19 protein-coding genes are annotated in these 16,634 nt (G+C 72.6%); 6 read left to right on the forward strand and 13 right to left on the reverse strand.

Translation table 11 applies throughout. The annotated features are described in order from the left end of the window. Position 1 precedes the first annotated feature (1 nt). From ABT354_RS22935 to ABT354_RS22955, 5 genes are read right to left on the reverse strand one after another with little or no spacing between them, the layout of a single operon-like run. Entirely contained in the window at positions 2-847 is an 846-nt protein-coding gene (locus ABT354_RS22935; RefSeq protein WP_351496719.1) for a serine hydrolase, read from the reverse strand. Continuing rightward, entirely contained in the window at positions 844-2,604 is a 1,761-nt protein-coding gene (locus ABT354_RS22940; protein ID WP_351496721.1) for an N-acyl-D-amino-acid deacylase family protein, read from the reverse strand. The genes ABT354_RS22935 and ABT354_RS22940 overlap by 4 nt, the downstream gene beginning before the upstream one ends. Beyond that, on the reverse strand, positions 2,604-3,377 hold the full coding sequence (locus tag ABT354_RS22945; RefSeq protein ID WP_351496723.1) for an amino acid ABC transporter ATP-binding protein: 774 nt from the start codon (positions 3,375-3,377) through the stop codon (positions 2,604-2,606). Before ABT354_RS22945 ends, ABT354_RS22940 begins: the two co-directional genes overlap by 1 nt. After that, positions 3,374-4,288, reverse strand: coding sequence for an amino acid ABC transporter permease (locus ABT354_RS22950; RefSeq protein ID WP_351496725.1), 915 nt, complete (start codon positions 4,286-4,288; stop codon positions 3,374-3,376). The genes ABT354_RS22945 and ABT354_RS22950 overlap by 4 nt, the downstream gene beginning before the upstream one ends. A gap of 59 nt (positions 4,289-4,347) precedes the next feature. Continuing rightward, positions 4,348-5,229 carry an ABC transporter substrate-binding protein gene (locus tag ABT354_RS22955; protein WP_351496727.1) on the reverse strand — a complete coding sequence of 294 codons (882 nt, stop codon included), beginning with the start codon at positions 5,227-5,229 and terminating at the stop codon, positions 4,348-4,350. A 546-nt stretch (positions 5,230-5,775) separates the two neighbouring features. Between ABT354_RS22955 and ABT354_RS22960 the strand changes: the two genes are divergently transcribed. The 4 genes from ABT354_RS22960 to ABT354_RS22975 all read left to right on the forward strand — a co-directional run bounded on the left by ABT354_RS22960 (position 5,776) and on the right by ABT354_RS22975 (position 7,663). Next, positions 5,776-5,850 (forward strand): tryptorubin family RiPP precursor, encoded by a 75-nt coding sequence (locus ABT354_RS22960; RefSeq protein WP_351496896.1) that lies wholly within the window; start codon positions 5,776-5,778, stop codon positions 5,848-5,850. Between the two features lie 115 nt (positions 5,851-5,965). Then, positions 5,966-7,021, forward strand: a complete 1,056-nt coding sequence (locus tag ABT354_RS22965) for a cytochrome P450 (RefSeq protein WP_351496729.1) — start codon at positions 5,966-5,968, stop codon at positions 7,019-7,021. Between the two features lie 106 nt (positions 7,022-7,127). After that, entirely contained in the window at positions 7,128-7,415 is a 288-nt protein-coding gene (locus ABT354_RS22970; protein WP_351496731.1) for a hypothetical protein, read from the forward strand. Then, a complete protein-coding gene (locus ABT354_RS22975; RefSeq protein WP_502983479.1) occupies positions 7,412-7,663 on the forward strand; it encodes a hypothetical protein in 252 nt (83 codons plus the stop codon). The genes ABT354_RS22970 and ABT354_RS22975 overlap by 4 nt, the downstream gene beginning before the upstream one ends. A gap of 80 nt (positions 7,664-7,743) precedes the next feature. Here ABT354_RS22975 and ABT354_RS22980 read toward each other — a convergent pair whose 3' ends face one another. Further along, positions 7,744-8,493 (reverse strand): anti-sigma factor, encoded by a 750-nt coding sequence (locus ABT354_RS22980; RefSeq protein ID WP_351496733.1) that lies wholly within the window; start codon positions 8,491-8,493, stop codon positions 7,744-7,746. Continuing rightward, positions 8,490-9,086: an ECF RNA polymerase sigma factor SigK gene (gene sigK, locus ABT354_RS22985; RefSeq protein ID WP_351496735.1), complete on the reverse strand. Its 597-nt coding sequence runs from the start codon at positions 9,084-9,086 to the stop codon at positions 8,490-8,492. Before sigK ends, ABT354_RS22980 begins: the two co-directional genes overlap by 4 nt. A gap of 325 nt (positions 9,087-9,411) precedes the next feature. On the opposite strand from sigK, the gene ABT354_RS22990 reads away from it, so the two are divergent. Together ABT354_RS22990 and ABT354_RS22995 are read left to right on the forward strand one after the other, a co-directional pair. Further along, positions 9,412-11,070, forward strand: a complete 1,659-nt coding sequence (locus ABT354_RS22990) for a molybdopterin-dependent oxidoreductase (RefSeq protein WP_351496900.1) — start codon at positions 9,412-9,414, stop codon at positions 11,068-11,070. A gap of 143 nt (positions 11,071-11,213) precedes the next feature. Beyond that, positions 11,214-11,864, forward strand: coding sequence for a fasciclin domain-containing protein (locus ABT354_RS22995; protein WP_351496737.1), 651 nt, complete (start codon positions 11,214-11,216; stop codon positions 11,862-11,864). A gap of 79 nt (positions 11,865-11,943) precedes the next feature. Here the strand turns inward: ABT354_RS22995 and ABT354_RS23000 are convergent, their stop codons facing one another. From ABT354_RS23000 to ABT354_RS23025, 6 genes are all read right to left on the reverse strand, one after another. Continuing rightward, positions 11,944-12,252 carry a hypothetical protein gene (locus ABT354_RS23000; RefSeq protein WP_351496739.1) on the reverse strand — a complete coding sequence of 103 codons (309 nt, stop codon included), beginning with the start codon at positions 12,250-12,252 and terminating at the stop codon, positions 11,944-11,946. Between the two features lie 159 nt (positions 12,253-12,411). Beyond that, on the reverse strand, positions 12,412-13,479 hold the full coding sequence (locus tag ABT354_RS23005) for a DUF5954 family protein (RefSeq protein ID WP_351496741.1): 1,068 nt from the start codon (positions 13,477-13,479) through the stop codon (positions 12,412-12,414). A gap of 154 nt (positions 13,480-13,633) precedes the next feature. After that, positions 13,634-14,023 (reverse strand): peptidoglycan-binding domain-containing protein, encoded by a 390-nt coding sequence (locus tag ABT354_RS23010; protein ID WP_351496743.1) that lies wholly within the window; start codon positions 14,021-14,023, stop codon positions 13,634-13,636. Between the two features lie 120 nt (positions 14,024-14,143). After that, positions 14,144-14,923: a PIG-L deacetylase family protein gene (locus tag ABT354_RS23015; protein ID WP_351496745.1), complete on the reverse strand. Its 780-nt coding sequence runs from the start codon at positions 14,921-14,923 to the stop codon at positions 14,144-14,146. 773 nt (positions 14,924-15,696) lie between these two features. Continuing rightward, on the reverse strand, positions 15,697-16,119 hold the full coding sequence (locus ABT354_RS23020; protein ID WP_351496747.1) for a peptidase inhibitor family I36 protein: 423 nt from the start codon (positions 16,117-16,119) through the stop codon (positions 15,697-15,699). Between the two features lie 19 nt (positions 16,120-16,138). Further along, positions 16,139-16,513: a peptidase inhibitor family I36 protein gene (locus tag ABT354_RS23025; protein ID WP_351496749.1), complete on the reverse strand. Its 375-nt coding sequence runs from the start codon at positions 16,511-16,513 to the stop codon at positions 16,139-16,141. Positions 16,514-16,634 lie beyond the last annotated feature (121 nt).

Here is a 16,634-nt window from a genome sequence, read left to right on the forward strand (position 1 = left end):
GTCAGCCGCCGCCCGGGAGCCCCGCACACTCCGCCAGCGCGCGTCCGACCTCGCGCACGGCATGGACCGCGGCCCGCTCCGTACTCCGCCCCAGCGCGGTGTCCCACCGCGCCACCAGCGCGTACGCGATCCTGCGCTCACCGATGAAGACACCCGCGTCCGCGCGGACCCCCCGGTCGGTCCCGGTCTTGTTGGCCACCAGCAGCCCGCCGGGCAGCGGCTCGGGGAAGCACTCCGCGTACGGGTCGTGGGCGACGAGGGCGGGTGCCAGGCCGTGGTCGGTGCCGGACCGCATCCATCGGAGCAGCCGTTCGGACGCCCCGGGCGAGACCAGGGTGCCCCGGACCGCGTGGGCGACCAGCTCCGCGAGCGCGCGGGCGGTGCCGGTCGCGAAGAGCGGCGGGTCGTCCGGACCACGGCTGTCACGGACCCGGTCGTGGAGGGTCAGCGCCCCGATCCCCAGGCCCCGGGCGAGCCGGGCCGTCGCCTCCGGACCCACCAGCCGCACCAGGGCGTTGGTCGCCGTGTTGTCGCTGACGGAGGCGGTCAGCCAGCACAGGTCCTCGACCGTCCAGCCGTCCCGGCCCAGCCGGCGGAGCAGACCGGTGCCCCCGGTGATGTCCTCCTCCCGGACGGCGACCCGCTGTCCGGGGGACAGCTCACCACTGTCCAGCCGCCGGGCGACCTCCGCCAGCAGCAGCAGTTTGGCGGCGGAGGCCACCGGCAGGACGGTGGTGTCGTCGACACCCACACTCCGGCCGTCGTCCACATCGATTGCGGCGACCCCGAGGACCAGCGGGAGCGCGGCGGCGCTGCGGGCCGCCGCCGCGACACGGGCGAGCGTCATACCACCCTCACCACCTCTCCGGCCCGCTCCCGGGTGGGCCGCCCGGCGCGCACGGCGACCCGGCCCGCGACCACGACCGTACCGATGCCCTCGGGCGCCAGCAGCGGCCGGTCGAAGGTGGCCCCGTCGCGTACCGCGTCCGGGTCGAGGACGACCAGATCGGCACGGTCCCCGTCCCGGACCGTGCCCCGCCCGGTCAGACCGAACCGGCGGGCCGGCAGCCCGGTCATCCGGTGCACCGCCTCCTCCAGGGTGAACAGGCCCTGGTCACGGCCGTAGTGGCCGATGACCCGGGCGAAACTGCCCGCCCAGCGCGGATGCGGACGGCCCGGTTTGGGCACCCCGTCCGAGCCGATCATCGCCAGCGGGCTGGCGAGCACCCGGCGGACGTCGTCCTCGCGCATGGAGTGGCTGATGATGGTCACCTCGCCGTCCTCCGCGAGCAGCAGATCACAGACGTACTCCACCGGGTCGACGCCCCGCGAGCCCGCCAGATCGGCGATCCGCCGGCCCTCGGCCGAGGGGTGACGGGGCGCGGCGGCGACGGAGATCAGATCCCAGCCGCCGTTGCCGACGGTGTTCTCCCAGCCGTCGACGCCCTCGGCGATGGAGCGCCGGATCCGGTCGCGGACCTCGGGCCCGGGCAGCCGTTCCAGCAGGGCCCGGATGCCGCCCTCGTTCACCCAGGGCGGCAACAGGGCGTGCAGGACCGTACTGCCCGCCGTGTACGGGTAGACATCGCACAGCACATCGATCCCCTCGGCCCGCGCGCGTTCCAGCCGGGGCAGGGTCCGCAGGGTGGCACCCCAGGCCTGGCGCCCGGCCGTCTTGTGATGGGAGATCTGAAGCGCCGCGCCGGAGCGGCGGGCGATCTCCAGCGCCTCCTCCAGCGCCCGTTCCACCTGGGACATCTCATCGCGCAGATGGGTCACATACGGCTTGCCGTGACGGGCGGCGACCTCGGCGAGCGCCACCAGTTCGCCGGTGTCCGCGTATCCGCCGGGAGGATAGATCAGCCCGGTGGAGAGCCCGGCTGCGCCCTGGGCGAGGGACCGGTCGAGGAGCGCGCACATGGCCCGCAGCTCGGCGTCGGTGGCGGGGCGGTCCGCGAAGCCCAGCACCCCCGCGCGCAGGGTCCCGTGTCCGACGAGCGAGGCGATATGGGTACGGCGCCGGGCGGGATCCTGTCCGGCGGCGAAGGCCTCGAAGTCCTCGGCGGGCGGTACGGGGCCGAGGCCGAAGACGACCCGGAGGTGCTCGGCGAGCCGGGGCAGCCGCTCCGGGAGCGCGGGGAAGAGACTGCTGCCGCAGTTGCCCGCGATCTCGGTCGTCACCCCCTGGAGCAGCGGCGCGAGACGCAGCGCCGCCATCGCCTCCTCCCGGGGCCCGCCGACGCCCGGCCGGTGGTCCTCGTGGTGCGCGGCCAGCGCGTCGGAGTGGGTGTGCACATCGATGAAGCCGGGGGCGACGACCTGTCCGGACGCGTCGACGGTCTCGGCGGCCTCATGCCGTCCGCCGGGCGGCAGTACGGTGACCCGCCCGTCGGTGACGGCGACATCGGCCGCCCGGCGGGGCGCCCCCGTACCGTCGACCAGGGTGCCGCCCCGCAGGAGCAGGTCATGGACGGTCCGGCCGGAGTACGGGGCCGGGTCACCTCCGGTCCGGCGGACCGGCGGTACGGGCGGGTGGACAGGGGGTACGGGCCTGCGGGCGGACGGGGCCGGGGTCCGCTCCGGCGGGAGCACGGGGCCGCGCATCACAGCACCGTCGACAGAAAGGCCCGCGTGCGCTCCTGCCGCGGGTCGCCGAAGATCTGCTCGGGGCTGCCCTCCTCGACGGCGACCCCCTGGTCCAGGAAGAGGACCCGGTCGGCCACCTCGCGGGCGAAGCCCATCTCATGGGTGACCACGATCATCGTCATCCCGCTGCGGGCCAGGTCGCGCATGGCGCCGAGGACCTCACCGACGAGTTCGGGATCGAGGGCCGATGTGGGTTCGTCGAAGAGCATCAGGGTGGGCTCCATGGCGAGGGCACGGGCGATGGCGACGCGCTGCTGCTGGCCGCCGGAGAGCTGGGCGGGGTAGTGGTCCGCGCGATCGGCGAGGCCGACCCGGGCGAGGAGTTCCCGGGCCTGCCGCTCCGCCTCCGCCCGGGGGCGGCGCTTGACGACGACCGGACCCTCCATCACATTCCGTACCGCCGTGCGGTGCGGGAAGAGATGGAAGCGCTGGAAGACCATGCCGATGCGCTCGCGCTGCCGCCGGATGTCCCGGGGCCGCCGCTCGCGCAGCACGGTCCCGGAGGATCCGTGCGGCTCATAGCCGACGAGTTCGCCGCCGACCCGGACCCGGCCGCCGTCGATCTTCTCCAGATGGTTGAAGCACCGCAGCAGGGTGGACTTGCCGGAGCCGGAGGGGCCGATGACACAGAGCACCTCCCCGGCGGCGACATCGAGGTCGATGCCCTTGAGCACCTCGGTGTCACCGAAGCGCTTCCGTACGCCACGGGCCTGAAGGACGATGTCGCTCACGCGGTGGCTCCCTTGGCGGTGCGGCCGGGCCGGAGATTGGTCAGCACCCGTCGCCGCATCGACGCGGCCCCCGGGTCGTAGTGCCGTTCCACGAAGTGCTGGGCGACGCTCGCGACGGTGGTCAGGGCGAGGTACCAGAGGGAGGCCACCATCAGCAGCGCGATCACCTCGAAGTTGGCCAGGTACAGATGCTGGGAGACGGTCATGAGGTCGGACCCGGCGATCACCGAGACCAGGGAGGTGGTCTTGAGCATGGAGATGAACTGGTTGCCGAGCGGCGGAATGATCACGCGCATCGCCTGCGGCAGGACGACCCGGGTGAGGACCCGCCGGTGGGACATGCCGAGCGACTCACCCGCCTCGCGCTGGCCCGGGTCCACACTCTGGATGCCCGCGCGCACGATCTCCGCCATATAGGCGCCCTCGTTGATGGAGAGACCGAGCAGGGCGGCGACAAAGCCGGTGATGACCGCATTGGTCTGCCACTCCACCAGCTTGGGGCCGTCGAAGGGGACGCCGATGCCGATCACCGGGAACAGCAGCGCCAGATTGAACCAGAAGATCAGCTGGACCAGCAGCGGAGTGCCCCGGAAGAACCAGGTGTAGGCGCCGGCGACCACCCGGAGCACCGGGCTCTCGGAGAGCTGCATCACCGCGATGAGGACCCCGATGGCGATACCGACGGCCATCGAGACCAGGGTGAGCTGGACCGTCACCCACAGACCCTTGAGGATCCGGTCGTCGAACTGGTACTCCACGACGATGTCCCAGTGGAGATGGGGGTTGACGATGACGGTCCAGGCGAGCCAGACGGCGAGGAGGAGGGCGGCGAGAACGGCCACCCAGCGCCCCGGGCGCGGCCTGCTCGTCACCCTGAGGGCGAGGCCGTCACCGTCAGCGGCCTCGCGCACCACGGCCGTCGTGTTCGTTGCGTCTTTTTTGAGCCGGGTCATATCGGTGCTTCCCCGCCTCACTGGCCGTCGTTGACGGTGGCCCGGGCGACGGCGCTGCCGCCGACCCCGTAGGAGTCGAGGATCCTGCGGTAGCCGCCGTCCTCGATCAGCCCCTGGAGCGCCTGCCGGACGGCGTCCCGCAGACCGCTGTTGTCCTTCGCCACGGCTATGCCCCAGGGTGCCGTGCCGTACTGCTTCGGCAGTACCTCGTAACTCCCCTTCTCCTTCACGAACATCATCGCGACGGGATAGTCCACGATGGTCGCCACGGCCCGCCCGCTGTCGAGCTGGAGCAGCCCGGTCGGGGCGTCCTCGCTCTGCGAGATCCGCATCCTCTCGGCGCACCGGGCGTTCTGCTTCTGGCCGATGTCCAGATTGGAGCTGCCCTTGGCGAGGACGACGGCCTTGCCGCAGAGGTCCGCCAGGGTCTTGATGCCCTCCGGGTTGCCCTTCTCCGTCATGACCACGCCGCCGGTGCGGAAGTAGTCCACGAAGTCCACGGCCCGGCGGCGCTCGGGGCTGTCCGTCATCGAGGACATCACCAGATCGAACCGTCCGGACTTCAGCCCGGGGATCAGCCCGTCGAAGGCGGAGTTGGTCAGTTCGAGCCGCAGCCCGAGCCGGTCCGCCACGGCCCGCGCCAGATCGGGATCGACACCGGTCAGCTCGGTGGTGCCGGGCCGGTACATCTCCATGGGCGGATAGCCGACGGCGGTGGCCACCCGCAGGACGCCCTTCCTCCGCAGATCGGCCGGCAGCAGATCGGCCGCCTGTGCGCCCACGGCCGGTTCGTCCGGAGCGGTGGAACCGCCTCCCTGGTCCGAGCGCCCGCAGGAAACCGTCAGCAGGACGGCGAGAGCCAGGGCCGCGAGGGAACCGGCCCGTCTGCGCATTGCCATGTTTTCTCCTCATCTGGTCCCCATGTGGTGACGTGCGCAGATGCTGACAGCCGGATGGCCGGAAATGGAAGATGATGACACCATTCGCGGCTGAGCATCGAATTCGGTACGGCTCGCCGGTTCCACCGGGGAATCCGTCGACGGGCGGGGAGCCCGGTGGACCCGGGATCCCGCCCCCGCCGAGCCGGGCCCGGCGAGAACCCCTCGGCCCCCGGTTGCAGTGCCTCCACCCCGGACACCTCTGGCCCATGAGCCCGGCAGGGCGGTGACACGTGCCCCGGATTCCCGTAGGCATTCGGCCAACCTGTGCCGCTCCGCACAGCGGCTGAAGCATGGCAAACCGAAGAATTGAGCCTCCGTCAAATCGGCGACGGTGTTTTTGTAAAGTCAGAAAATGGCCATCCGGGAAATCCTTGAAAAGGATTCATGGATTAGCCAATGGCCAGGCCAGGGAAGCATCACGGGGTCACCGGCAAGCGATCGGCACCGGCGAGGAACGGGCCCCGCGTGCCACCCGTCCCACGGAAAGGGAGTGCCATGAGGAAGATGCTCTTCGCCCTGCGCGAGAAGGTCACACCGAACAAAAGCCTGAAGGAGTACGCCTGGTACATCTGGACCTGATAGCCGAAATCCCGGCCCTGAAGCCGGGCTGACATCGTCGTCCGGTCGTACCCCTTCCGCTTTCCGTTGTCCGGCCGGACGGCGATGTCCCGCCCCGAACTCCTCCGGAGAATCCATGCCCACGTCATCGCCGCCGCATGTACGTACCACCGAGTTCGCTCCGCGACTGGCCGCCCTCCTGGACGACCACCTGGGTCAGGATGTGTTCCGGCTGGAATCCGACACCATCGGAATAGCGGGGCACGAGGTCACCCACCGGATCCTTGCCGCACGCCGTGCCAGGGACACCGAACGGCCCACGTTCAAGCCACTGCTCGGGCGCTCGATACCACGGACCGAGGCATCGGCGGTCATGCGGACCATCGGCAACGACGTACGCGAAGCACTCGGGAACCCCCTGCCGAAGGACGTGGACCTGTCCGGGCCCTGGCCCCTGACAGGGCACTACTTCCTGCGCGACCTCATCCTCGGCCGGGACCCCTACCGGTTGCGCCTCCTGATGAGCCGCAACCTCGAACTCACCCCCAAACTCACCTGGTCCGTGGTCGCGCTCGGGGCGGCCCTGCCCGGCCGGCCCCGTCCGGGCGACGACCTCACCGGTCTCGCGACCCGCGTGGCCCAGGCCACGGGCTACCAGGAACGCCGGTACGCCATGGGCATGTACCGCAGGGCCGCCGCACCGGTCTGCTTCACCGTTTCCACCCTGGTGGCCAACGCGCTCTGGCTGGGATTCCCCTTCGACGACAGCACGCCGAACCGGAACATCATCCATGAGTCCATGCGGCTGCTGCCGCCCTCCTGGAACATCCTCCGCAACGCCTCCCCCGAGTACGCGGCCGTCGACGGCCGGATCGGCGAGCGGGACGACCTCCTCCTGCTGCCGCTGCTCTCCCAGCGGGACCCGGCTCTCTGGGACGACCCGGATGCCTTCCGCCCGGACCGCTGGAACGACCTCGATCCCGATACCGCACCCGGCTATCTGCCGTTCGGCCACTCCTCGGAGCGGTGCTGGGGACGGCATATGGTCATGCCGCTGGCCGAACTCCTCCTGGATCTGATCCGACACTCGGGGCTGGAGGTCGACCCGGACCAGCGCGTCGCCAGGGTGCCGCTCCTCGGTCTGCTGGGCGTGGGCGAGGTCCGCCTGACCCCGGCGGCCCGGGCCCGCTGACGGCCCGGTCCGCCGGATCCGCGCCCCGGCCCCTGCCGTTGCGCGTAGCCTGGCGGCCCCGGAGGCGGGTCCGACGGCGGGCCGCCGGGAGGTGAGGCGGAGGGCGATGACCCAGACACTGACGATGTACACCACCGGGGGCCCGGTCGAGGTGCCCGCGACGATCCGGGGGGTCCGCGAGGCCCTGCCCGCGGAGCTGCGCGCGACCTTCACGGCGGAGGCGGAGACCACCGCTGTCGGCGATCTGCCGATGCTGCTGGCGCGCTGGCTGATGAAGGCCCCCACCGGGTACGAGGCCGAGGAGGACGCCCTGGTCGCCCGGGTCCGGGAGGGCGACTTCACCGGGGTCACCTTCCCCGACGACCTCACCGACGAGTACCGGAGCGCCGGGTGAGTGCCCTGCGGCTGGCCTTCACCGACCCCGCCGCGGCGGGCCGCAACGCCCTGGGACCGGAGGCCCGCAAGGTCTTCGACACCGGCCTCCTCGCCATCGCCCGGGAGCCCTACGGCTGCGGATCCGCCGAGGTGGGGGAGAGCCACGACCGGCGGGAGGCCACCGTCGCCGGGGTCGCGTTCGTCCGTTACGAGGTGAGCGCCTCCGTCGTCACGGTGACCGTCCTGCGCGTCGTCCCCGCACCCTGAGCCCACACCCCTGAGCCCACACCCTGAGCCCGTTCCTGCGCCTGCGGTCCGGCGGGTACGGTCCGGCGCGGGCGGTGCCGTCAGGCGGGCAGCGCGAGCAGCAGCAGGGGAGCCGTGGTGGGCCGGGGGGATCCGCCGGAGGGTTCCAGGGTGAGCCCGACCGCGGTGGCGTCGGCGGGGTCGCCGTCGATGAGGACCGAGCCGTCCCCCCGGAGGAACCCGGCCGGACGCAGGGTGCCGTCATGGTCCAGCCACAGCTGGTAGGTCCGGCCGGAAGCCGGCGCGGGCAGACCGGAGACGGTGAGGACGGCCTTGTTCCGGCGGTCGGAGGCGACCACGGTGGCGAGGGCCCCGTCACCGGTCCGCCCATGGACCGTGCGGGCGTCCGGAGCCGCCAGAACGGTGCCGATGTCGTCGAGGCGCCGCTCGGCCTCCCGGGCCCGTACCTCGGACCGCTCCACCTCCCGGTGCTGCCAGAGGGCGAGACCGGCGAACGAGGCGGCGGCGGCCAGCCCGGCGGCCAGCATCAGGGCGGTGCCCCCGCGCCGCAGCGGGCCGGCGAAGCGGGCCGCCGGCACGGTGCGTACCTGCGGCGGCAGTTGCCGTACGCCGTCGAGGGCGGCCAGGGTCCGCGGCTTCAGGGAAGCCGGGGGAGTCCGGGCCGTGGCGGCGGCCAGCCGGGCGGCGGTGGCGGCGAACTCCGCGGCCTCCAGCCGGCATGCCTCACAGAACCGCAGATGGGCGGTGAACACCTCGCGCTCGGCGGGTTCCAGGGCGTCGAGGGCATGGGCGGCGGCCAGGCTGTGGACATCGGACGCGTGGTCTCTCATGTGGTCACCCCCATGCAGTCGCGGAGCCGGATGAGCCCGTCCCGCATGCGTGTCTTGACGGTGGGCAGTGGTGTGCGCAGGGCCTCGGCGACCTCACGGTAGGTCAGGCCCCCGTAGTAGGCCAGGGTCACCGCCTGGCGCTGGAGTTCGGTCAGCCCGCGCAGACAGCGCCGGGCCTGCTCGCTCTCCAGACGGGTCTCGGCCTCCTCGGCGACCTCGTCGAAGGCGGTGTGGTGCTCACGGGCGGCCTGCGCCTGCTCCCGGTCGGCGGCCGCCTGGGCGGAGCGGACCCGGTCCACGGCCCGGCGGTGGGCGATGGTGGCCGCCCAGCCGGTGACGCTTCCGGCCCCGGGCCGGTACCGGGCCGCCTGCCGCCAGAGGTCGATCATGACTTCCTGGGCGACCTCCTCCGACTGGGCACGGTCGCGGACCACCCTGACCACGATGCCGAAGACCAGGGGCGCGAGGGCGTCGTACAGGGTGGCGAAGGCCTGTTGGTCGCCGTGGGCCACCTGCCGCATGACCTCGGCGAGGTCGGTGTGGTCGCCGCCGCCGGCGGGGCCGGTACCGGCGAAGGGGAGCGGTCGGTTCACCACTGGGGCTCCGGCCGGGGCGGCCGGGCGAAGGGGCGGCCGGTGCCGGCCGCCCGTGGGCGGGGTGTCCATCGCATGCTGGTCCTTTGTCGGTGGAGCCGACCGGAGTGCCCGTACGGGCGGTTCCGCCGGCTCCCTGTCGGGTGTCTGACGTTTCTTCGTAGCGGACGCGCGGGCGGATGGGGGGCCGCTTTGGGCGTCGCCGCGCCCGCTGGTCCCCGCCACCCGCTCCCAGCTGCGGCCGGGCCGGGATCCGCCCCCGGCTGTCTCACTCGTTCGGGTGAGCCGGACCCGGGGGACCCATCCGCCGGGCGGCCGCCGCCGAATGCCCTGTGTGAGCAGCTTGCGCAACACCATGATCCGGGTCCTCTCGGCGGCGGCGGCCGGTCTGCTGGCCGCGTTCACCGCGCTGGCCGTGGCCGAACTGGTCGCCGGTGCGCTGAGGCCCGCCAGCGGGCCCGTGACGGTGGTCGGCGGCGCGGTCATCGACCGGACCCCGGCCGGGGTGAAGGACTTCGCGATCCGCACCTTCGGGGAGAACGACAAGGTCGCCCTCCTGCTGGGCATCCTTGTCCTGCTGGCCCTGTTCGCCGTCGCCCTGGGTCTCCTCGCGCTCCGGCACCGGCGGGCGGGTGCGGCCGGGGTGCTGGTGTTCGGGTTCGTCGGTGCCGCCGCCGCCCTGAGCAGGCCCGACACGGCGGGCTCCGCGGATGCGCTGCCCTCTCTGACGGGTGCGGTGGCGGGTGCTGTCGTCCTGTACGTGCTGGCGGGTCGGGTGGCGCCCGCCGATTCCCCCGCCGATTCCCGTAGCGATTCCCGTACCGAGTGCTCCACCGAGTCCCCCACCCCGTCCGTCACCGAGTCCTCCGGGGACGACGAGAGCGCCGGAGGCGGCCGGAGCCGGCGGAGGTTCCTCACCGCGGCGGCCCTCACCGCCACGGCCGCCACCGGAGCCGGAGCGCTGGGGCGATTCCTGTCCGGCCGGCGCGGACGGGACGCGGCCGCCTCCCGCGCGGCCCTCACCCTGCCCGCCCCCGCCTCGCCCGCCCCCGCCGTCCCGGCCGGAACAGAGCTGAGGGTTCCCGGGATCGTCCCGTTCATCACCCCCAACCGGAGCTTCTACCGCGTCGACACCGCCCTGGTCGTACCGAGGATCGACGCGGCGGCCTGGCGGCTGAGGGTGCACGGCAAGGGCATCCCCCGGCCCCGCTCCTACACCCTCGAAGACCTCCTGGCCCGGCCCCTCATCGAACGCGACATCACCTTGACCTGTGTCTCGAACGAGGTCGGCGGCCCCTACACCGGCAACGCCCGCTGGCTCGGCGTACCCCTGGCCGGCCTGCTCGCCGAGTGCGGGGTGAAACCGCCGTCGCGCGGCGGCGGCGCCGATCAGCTGGTCGCCCGCTCCGTGGACGGGATGACCTTCGGCTCACCGGTCGAGGAGGTGATGGACGGGCGGGACGCGATGCTCGCGGTCGGGATGAACGGCGAGCCGCTCCCCTTCGACCACGGCTTCCCCGTACGCATGCTCGTCCCGGGCCTCTACGGCTATGTCTCCGCCTGCAAGTGGATCGAGGAGATCGAGCTGACCACCTTCGCCGCCTACGACCCGTACTGGGTCAGGCGTTCCTGGGCGCGGCGGGCGCCGATCAAGACCCAGTCCCGCATCGACACCCCCAGGCCCTTCGCCCGCCCCGGCACCGGAACCGTCATGATCGCCGGTGTCGCCTGGGCCCAGCGCCGGGGCATCACCCGGGTCGAGGTCCGGATCGACAACGGCCCCTGGCGGGACGCCGACCTCGCCGCGCAGGACACCGTCGACACCTGGCGCCAGTGGTCCTGCCGCTGGAACGCCACCCCCGGCGGCCACACCCTCACCGTCCGTGCCACCGACGGCACGGGAGCCGTCCAGTCCGAGCGCCGCGCCCCCACCGTCCCGGACGGGGCGAGCGGCTGGCACAGCGTCTTCGTCACCGTCGCGTAGCCGACCGGCCCACCGTCCCGCAGCTCACCGTCCCGTGGGCGACCGTCCCCCAGACCACCGGGCCGACTCCGGCAGCCGGCCCGGCAGCACCACCCTCCCCCCGATCCCCGACCGGGGATCGACCCCCTGCAAGGAGTGAATCGATGAACAGCGTGCGTATCCGCCGTACCGTGATCGCCGTGGCCGCGGCCGCCCTGCTGCCCTTCTCCCTGGCGGCCTGCTCCGACTCCGACGGCGACGCCAAGGCCGACAAGCCCGCCCAGGCCGGTGAGTCGTCCGGCGCCGGCGAGAACACCCCCGTGGACACCCCGGCCACCGGCGACCAGCCCTTCGGCCCGGCCTGTGCCGATGTCCCGAAGGACGGCTCGGGTTCCTTCGGCGGCATGGCCAAGGACCCCGTCGCCACCGCGGCCTCCAACAACCCGGCCCTGTCCACCCTGGTCTCCGCGGTCCAGCGGGCCGGTCTGGTCGACACCCTCAACAACGCCGAGGACATCACCGTCTTCGCACCCACCAATGACGCCTTCGCGAAGATCCCGAAGGCCGACCTCGCCAAGGTCCTCGCCGACAAGGAGCTGCTCACCAAGATCCTCACCTACCATGTGGTCGGCCGGGCCGTGACGCCGGAGCAGCTGGCGAACGGCTCCTTCGAGACGCTCCAGAAGGGCGTGGTCACCACCAGCGGTTCGGGCAGGTCCTACACGGTCAACGACACCGCCTCGGTGGTGTGCGGGAACGTCGGGACGGCCAACGCCCATGTCTACATCATCGACACCGTGCTGATGCCGAAGTAGACCGAGGGCAACCGCCGATCACGTACCGGCGGTGTCCGGGGTGCGCCTGTCGCCACCCCGGTCCGCCGGGGCGGTCCGCTCACCGCCAGTCGCCGATCACCCAGGCCACCAGACGGGGGTGGGGCTCCGATGGGTTGCACGGCAGTACCGCCGTCGTGGCGAACAGCTCGACGGTGAGGGCGTCCTCGATCGTCTCACCCACCCGGGAGAACTCGTCGGAGACGGCGCCGGGTTCCCCGACGGACGCGGGGTACGGCTCCACGGTGGCGGGGTCGGAGGTCTCGCAGCCGACATCGGGGAGGGGCTGGCCGAGGTACCAGCCTCCGACGAAGACGGCGTACAGCGCGGCGGCGGCGCCTAATCTGCGCGGGGTTATCCGGATCAGCACCCGCCCAGTATGCCCGGTGCACCACACCGCACCGATTCGGGGCCTTCCCCTCGAACTCGCCCTGGACAAAAGGGCGATGGGGTTACGGTGCGGTCGGCCCCGGGGCCCGCGGCGTTACGGCGGAAGCCGGTCATCCCGCTCTTCGGCCCTTCGGTGGGCTCAGTCCTCGGGGAGGATACGGCCGTCCTCGTCCATCGGCGGGTGGAGCTGGAGCGGCTCCTGTCCGTCGCGGTCGCTGGGCCGTGGCCCCTCGGGACCGTCGGGCCCCCACCGCACCAGGCGGCGGGTACGGGCGATCTGGTACCAGGTCCCGTCCAGCTCCACCCGGTTGACCGGGCCCGCGCGCAGGCGGTTCGCGGCCGCCGCGTAGGGCGCCAGCTCGGCCGCCTCGTCGCCTCCCGCCTCGACCACGCTCCGGGCGTCGGTCTCCCGCTGGGCGTCGAAGGAGATCAGTCCGTGCAGCCGGGGCCACGCCCATGCCAGGACGAACTCCAGCGATCTGCGGGCGGCGTGCGCGGTGATGTGCGGACCGCTGATCGGCTTCCAGCCGTCCTCGGCCTCCTCCACGACCGTGAACGCGGCGGGCAGGAGGAGCACGTCCGGGTGGGTCTCCAGTGCCCGTCGCGCGTCGTCGCGCGCCTGCTTCGGGGAGTCGTCGTCCAGGTAGTACATGTCCCGCAGTGCCAGCTGCTCCACCGCCTGGGTCGGGGAGACGGGTGCGTCGAGATCCAGGACCAAGTCCTCGTCGATCTTCGGCTCGGCGCCGTCCCACTCCGTCGCGTCGGGTCCCGGATCGGTGGGGCGGGGCTGCTCCAGGCCGCCGGGGCCCGTTCCGGCGTACTCCTCGGCACGGGCGACGCGGTAGCGGGTGCCGGACACCGTCAGCTCGTCGACGCGCTCGGTCTCCAGCCGGGCGACCGCCGCCAGCAGGGCGCGCCGTTCCGCCCGGTCCCGGGCCTCGTCCTTCGCGCGGTACCACAACTGCGAGTTGAGGCTTTCCCGGGCCTCCTGCGGGTAGTTGGAGGTCACCGGCACCACGACCCGCCACCGCGCACCGTCGCCGGCCCCTTGGGCGACCACTCCGTAGAGCGCTCCCCGGACCGCCAGCCCGCCGAGCCAGGCCGCCGCGTCGACCGCGTCCGCCTCGACGGCGGCCTCCACCGGCTCCACCGGCACCCGCACCAACACCGGCCGCGCGGGGCGCGGTCCCCTCTTCCCATGCTCCATGGGCCCCATCCTGCACATCCCGGCACTCCGCCACCGGAGTTCGGTGAATCCCCACCCGCACGGGTGGTTTCCGGTGCCGGTGGTACGGACAGCGGCGGCCCTCCGCCCGGCCGTGCGGGCCGGACGTGGCCGCCGTGTCCGCCGGGGGCGGGGGTCAGAGGTCGCGCAGCTCCCGCCAGGTGTTGGGGCCGATGATCCCGTCCGCGACCAGGCCCCGGCTCCGCTGGAAGGAGATCGTGGCGCTGCGGGTGGCGCTGCCGAAGATGCCGTCCACACCCGCCGAGCCGACCGGGAAGCCCCAGTACTCCAGGAGACATTGGGCCTCCCGGACGGTGTCGCCCGAGCTGCCCTGGCGGATGGTGGGCGGAATCTGCCGGTTGTCGTAGCCGCAGTAGAGCGCCACCGCGACGGGCGCGGGGGCCCGCGGTGCCACCACTGCGGTACGGGGTGGTGCGGCCGTGGCGGCGACCGAGGGGGCCACCGCCGCGCCGCAGAGGACCGTGCAGCCGGCCAGGATCGTCAGGTTCCGCAGCAGTCTGTTCATGCTGTCAGCCACTCCTTCGAGAGTCGTCACCTGATGTGTTCCACCGGCTCGGCGGAAACGTCTCACCTTTTCAGGTGGTTTGACACCCCGCCCGCCCCGCCCGGCCCTCGTGCCCGGGGGTCAGCGCGGGGCGTCCCCGGACCCGGCGGATTCCCCGGAGCCCAGGGGCTCCAGTGACCAGATCCGCTCGGTGGTCAGGGGCCCGCTCCGGGCGAGGAAGGAGCCGTGGCCGACGGCGAGCGCCGCGAGCTGCGAGCCGTAGCACTGGACGGCGGCACGCTTGCGCGCCCACTGCGCGTCCGAGAGCGTGAGTTCGGCCCGGACCTCCAGCCGGTGGTCGCGCAGCAGCTCCCGGTAGGCCGTTCCCACCTCGATGTCGGCCGCGAGCGCCGCGCACCCGTCGTCCGTGCCCCACTCAGGGACGTGCCCCGTGTAGGGGAGGTCGGCGTAGACCCAGGGCAGCGGGGCGCCGAGGTCCGCGAGGACGGAGAGGGCCCGCAGCCGTACCGTCCGGTGGTCGCGCTGTCGGGTGCTCAGGGGCACCAGCACCCGGGTGCCGGGCGCCAGCTCCCGGAGAAAGGCCTCCAGACCGGCGAGTTCGACGTCCTCGGCGTAGGGGTTGTCGGGGTGGTCGAGCACGATCTGCGCCACACCGAGGAGCGCGCAGGCACGGGCGTCCTCGGCGAGGCGCTCGGTGTGCGCCTCCGCCGTCGACGAGAAGCCGCAGTAGCCGTCCCACCAGGATATGGGGGTTCCGGCGGCGGGTGCCCCGCCGTGGACGGTGACGACGGCGACCGGTCCGGGCAGCTCGGGGAGCAGGCCCGCGAGGGAGAGCACCGCGTCGTCGAAGTGGGGCGACAGGACGACGGTGCGCCAGGGCGGCGGTGCGGTGTAGGGCATGAGGGTCCTCTGGTGTCGGGTGCGGCGGTGCGGGTGCGTTCGGGCAGGGTGAGGGCACACATCCGTACGGTCGGTCAGCTGCCGTGCGGCTGGATACGTGCCGTGCGGTCGGGTACGGGCCGGTCAGCGCGTGGCGCGGGAGCGGTGCGGCGGCACGCCCGTACCACCGTGTCCGCCGGGGTGGGCACGTCGGCCGCACACGGCCCCCGGCCGCCGCCGGGACCTGTCCGCCGGCCTCTCATGAGACGGGGGAGCGGGGGGCGCGGAGTCGGGAACCGCGTCCCCGGCCCCCACCACGACGACATCGATCACGGGCGTCCCATCAGCATGCGGAGTGTCGCGCACCAGGCCACCGGCGGTGCGGAGGTGAATCGTAAAGAAACCTAACCATTACGGTGCGGGTGACTCCAGATCGAATTCGCGCCGATCACGCGGCCGCCTCGAACCCGGCGGTGAACACCCCCGCTGTGCGCTCCCCACGCCCCGCCGGACCCCTGCCGGCGCCCCCGAATCCCCTGCGCCGCACCACACTTCGACCGGGCGCGCACCTTCGGTGGTTTGCCGCACTGTCCGACCCGGTACGGTCATCGTTCTGCCAAACCGGCGATTTTCAGCCAGTTTTTCGTGTGACCCCCGGGGAAGGCCCGATGGGACCCTCCCCCGCCCGTACCCGGCGGTGCTCCAGCGCATCAGGGGGAGAGGGCGCGGCGACACCCGAAAGCCATGGGGCCGACGCGTCACCCGCGTCGGCCCCATGGAGAACGGTCGTCGGCTCAGCACTCACCGCGCCAGACGACACGGGTGATGTTCAGTCCGGGCGCGGCGTTCGCCTTGTAGGTGCCCGGGCCGGGGTTGTAGTGGAAACAGTCGGTCGACGGCTGCCCGCCGAGGACCGATGTCACATCGACATGGTCGGCGCCCGCGTGGACGACTCCGTTGTTGAAGATGGAGCCGACGGCCAGATTGCCGGACCAGTTGCCCGCGGTCCGCAGGACCAGCCGGCCGGTCTGATCGGCGCCGCTGTAGGCGCAGAAGTACCCCCTGCCGCAGCCGGGCGGGTTGGGCTCCGCGGACGCGCTCGGAGCGAGGCCCAGGACCCCGGCGAGAGCGGCGGCCACGGCCCCGGCTCCCACCGAGGTGAGCCGCGCGGTGGTCCGCCCGGTGCGCCGGGTGGTGGATCGGGTGGTGGTCAGCATGGTGAACATCCCTTCGTTGTCAGCACTCGCCACGCCATACGACCTTGACGATGCGGGTCCCCGAAACCGCGTTGACCTTGTAGCCGCCCGGTCCCGGGTTGTAGTGGAGGCAGGCCGTCTCCGTCCCGCCCGACACCGTGTACGTCACATCGACGTGGTCGGCGCCCGCGTGGACGACTCCGTTGTTGAAGGCCGACCGGATGGACACATCCCCGGTCCAGTTGCCCGCGGTCCGCAGGACCAGCTGCCCGGTCTGGTTCTCGCCGCTGTAGGCGCAGAAGTAACCCTTTCCGCAGCCGGGCGGGTTGGGCTCGGCGGACGCGCTCGGGGCGATGCCCAGGACCCCGGCGAAGGCGGCGGCCGCCACCGCTCCGACGACAGCACGTTGGTGCATATCGCTCTTCCCCCTTTTTGTCGGTGAGTAGATGGATACCTACCTCCTTCAGGCTGCCCTTTCCCCGACCCGGTCCGCGAGCTGATTCGGTGTGCCCCGAAGGTCGTTGACAGCGCCGGCC

Source organism: Streptomyces sp. NPDC000594 (genome assembly GCF_040299965.1).
Classification (GTDB): domain Bacteria; phylum Actinomycetota; class Actinomycetes; order Streptomycetales; family Streptomycetaceae; genus Streptomyces.

Coding starts and splice junctions, on each gene's coding strand:
- ABT354_RS22935 (WP_351496719.1), bottom strand. CDS start 847: ATGACGCTCGCCCGTGTCGCGGCGGCGGCCCGCAGCGCCGCCGCGCTC.
- ABT354_RS22940 (WP_351496721.1), bottom strand. CDS start 2,604: ATGCGCGGCCCCGTGCTCCCGCCGGAGCGGACCCCGGCCCCGTCCGCC.
- ABT354_RS22955 (WP_351496727.1), bottom strand. CDS start 5,229: ATGGCAATGCGCAGACGGGCCGGTTCCCTCGCGGCCCTGGCTCTCGCC.
- ABT354_RS22965 (WP_351496729.1), top strand. CDS start 5,966: ATGCCCACGTCATCGCCGCCGCATGTACGTACCACCGAGTTCGCTCCG.
- ABT354_RS22970 (WP_351496731.1), top strand. CDS start 7,128: ATGACCCAGACACTGACGATGTACACCACCGGGGGCCCGGTCGAGGTG.
- ABT354_RS22980 (WP_351496733.1), bottom strand. CDS start 8,493: ATGAGAGACCACGCGTCCGATGTCCACAGCCTGGCCGCCGCCCATGCC.
- ABT354_RS22990 (WP_351496900.1), top strand. CDS start 9,412: ATGCCCTGTGTGAGCAGCTTGCGCAACACCATGATCCGGGTCCTCTCG.
- ABT354_RS22995 (WP_351496737.1), top strand. CDS start 11,214: ATGAACAGCGTGCGTATCCGCCGTACCGTGATCGCCGTGGCCGCGGCC.
- ABT354_RS23005 (WP_351496741.1), bottom strand. CDS start 13,479: ATGGAGCATGGGAAGAGGGGACCGCGCCCCGCGCGGCCGGTGTTGGTG.
- ABT354_RS23010 (WP_351496743.1), bottom strand. CDS start 14,023: ATGAACAGACTGCTGCGGAACCTGACGATCCTGGCCGGCTGCACGGTC.
- ABT354_RS23015 (WP_351496745.1), bottom strand. CDS start 14,923: ATGCCCTACACCGCACCGCCGCCCTGGCGCACCGTCGTCCTGTCGCCC.
- ABT354_RS23020 (WP_351496747.1), bottom strand. CDS start 16,119: ATGCTGACCACCACCCGATCCACCACCCGGCGCACCGGGCGGACCACC.
- ABT354_RS23025 (WP_351496749.1), bottom strand. CDS start 16,513: ATGCACCAACGTGCTGTCGTCGGAGCGGTGGCGGCCGCCGCCTTCGCC.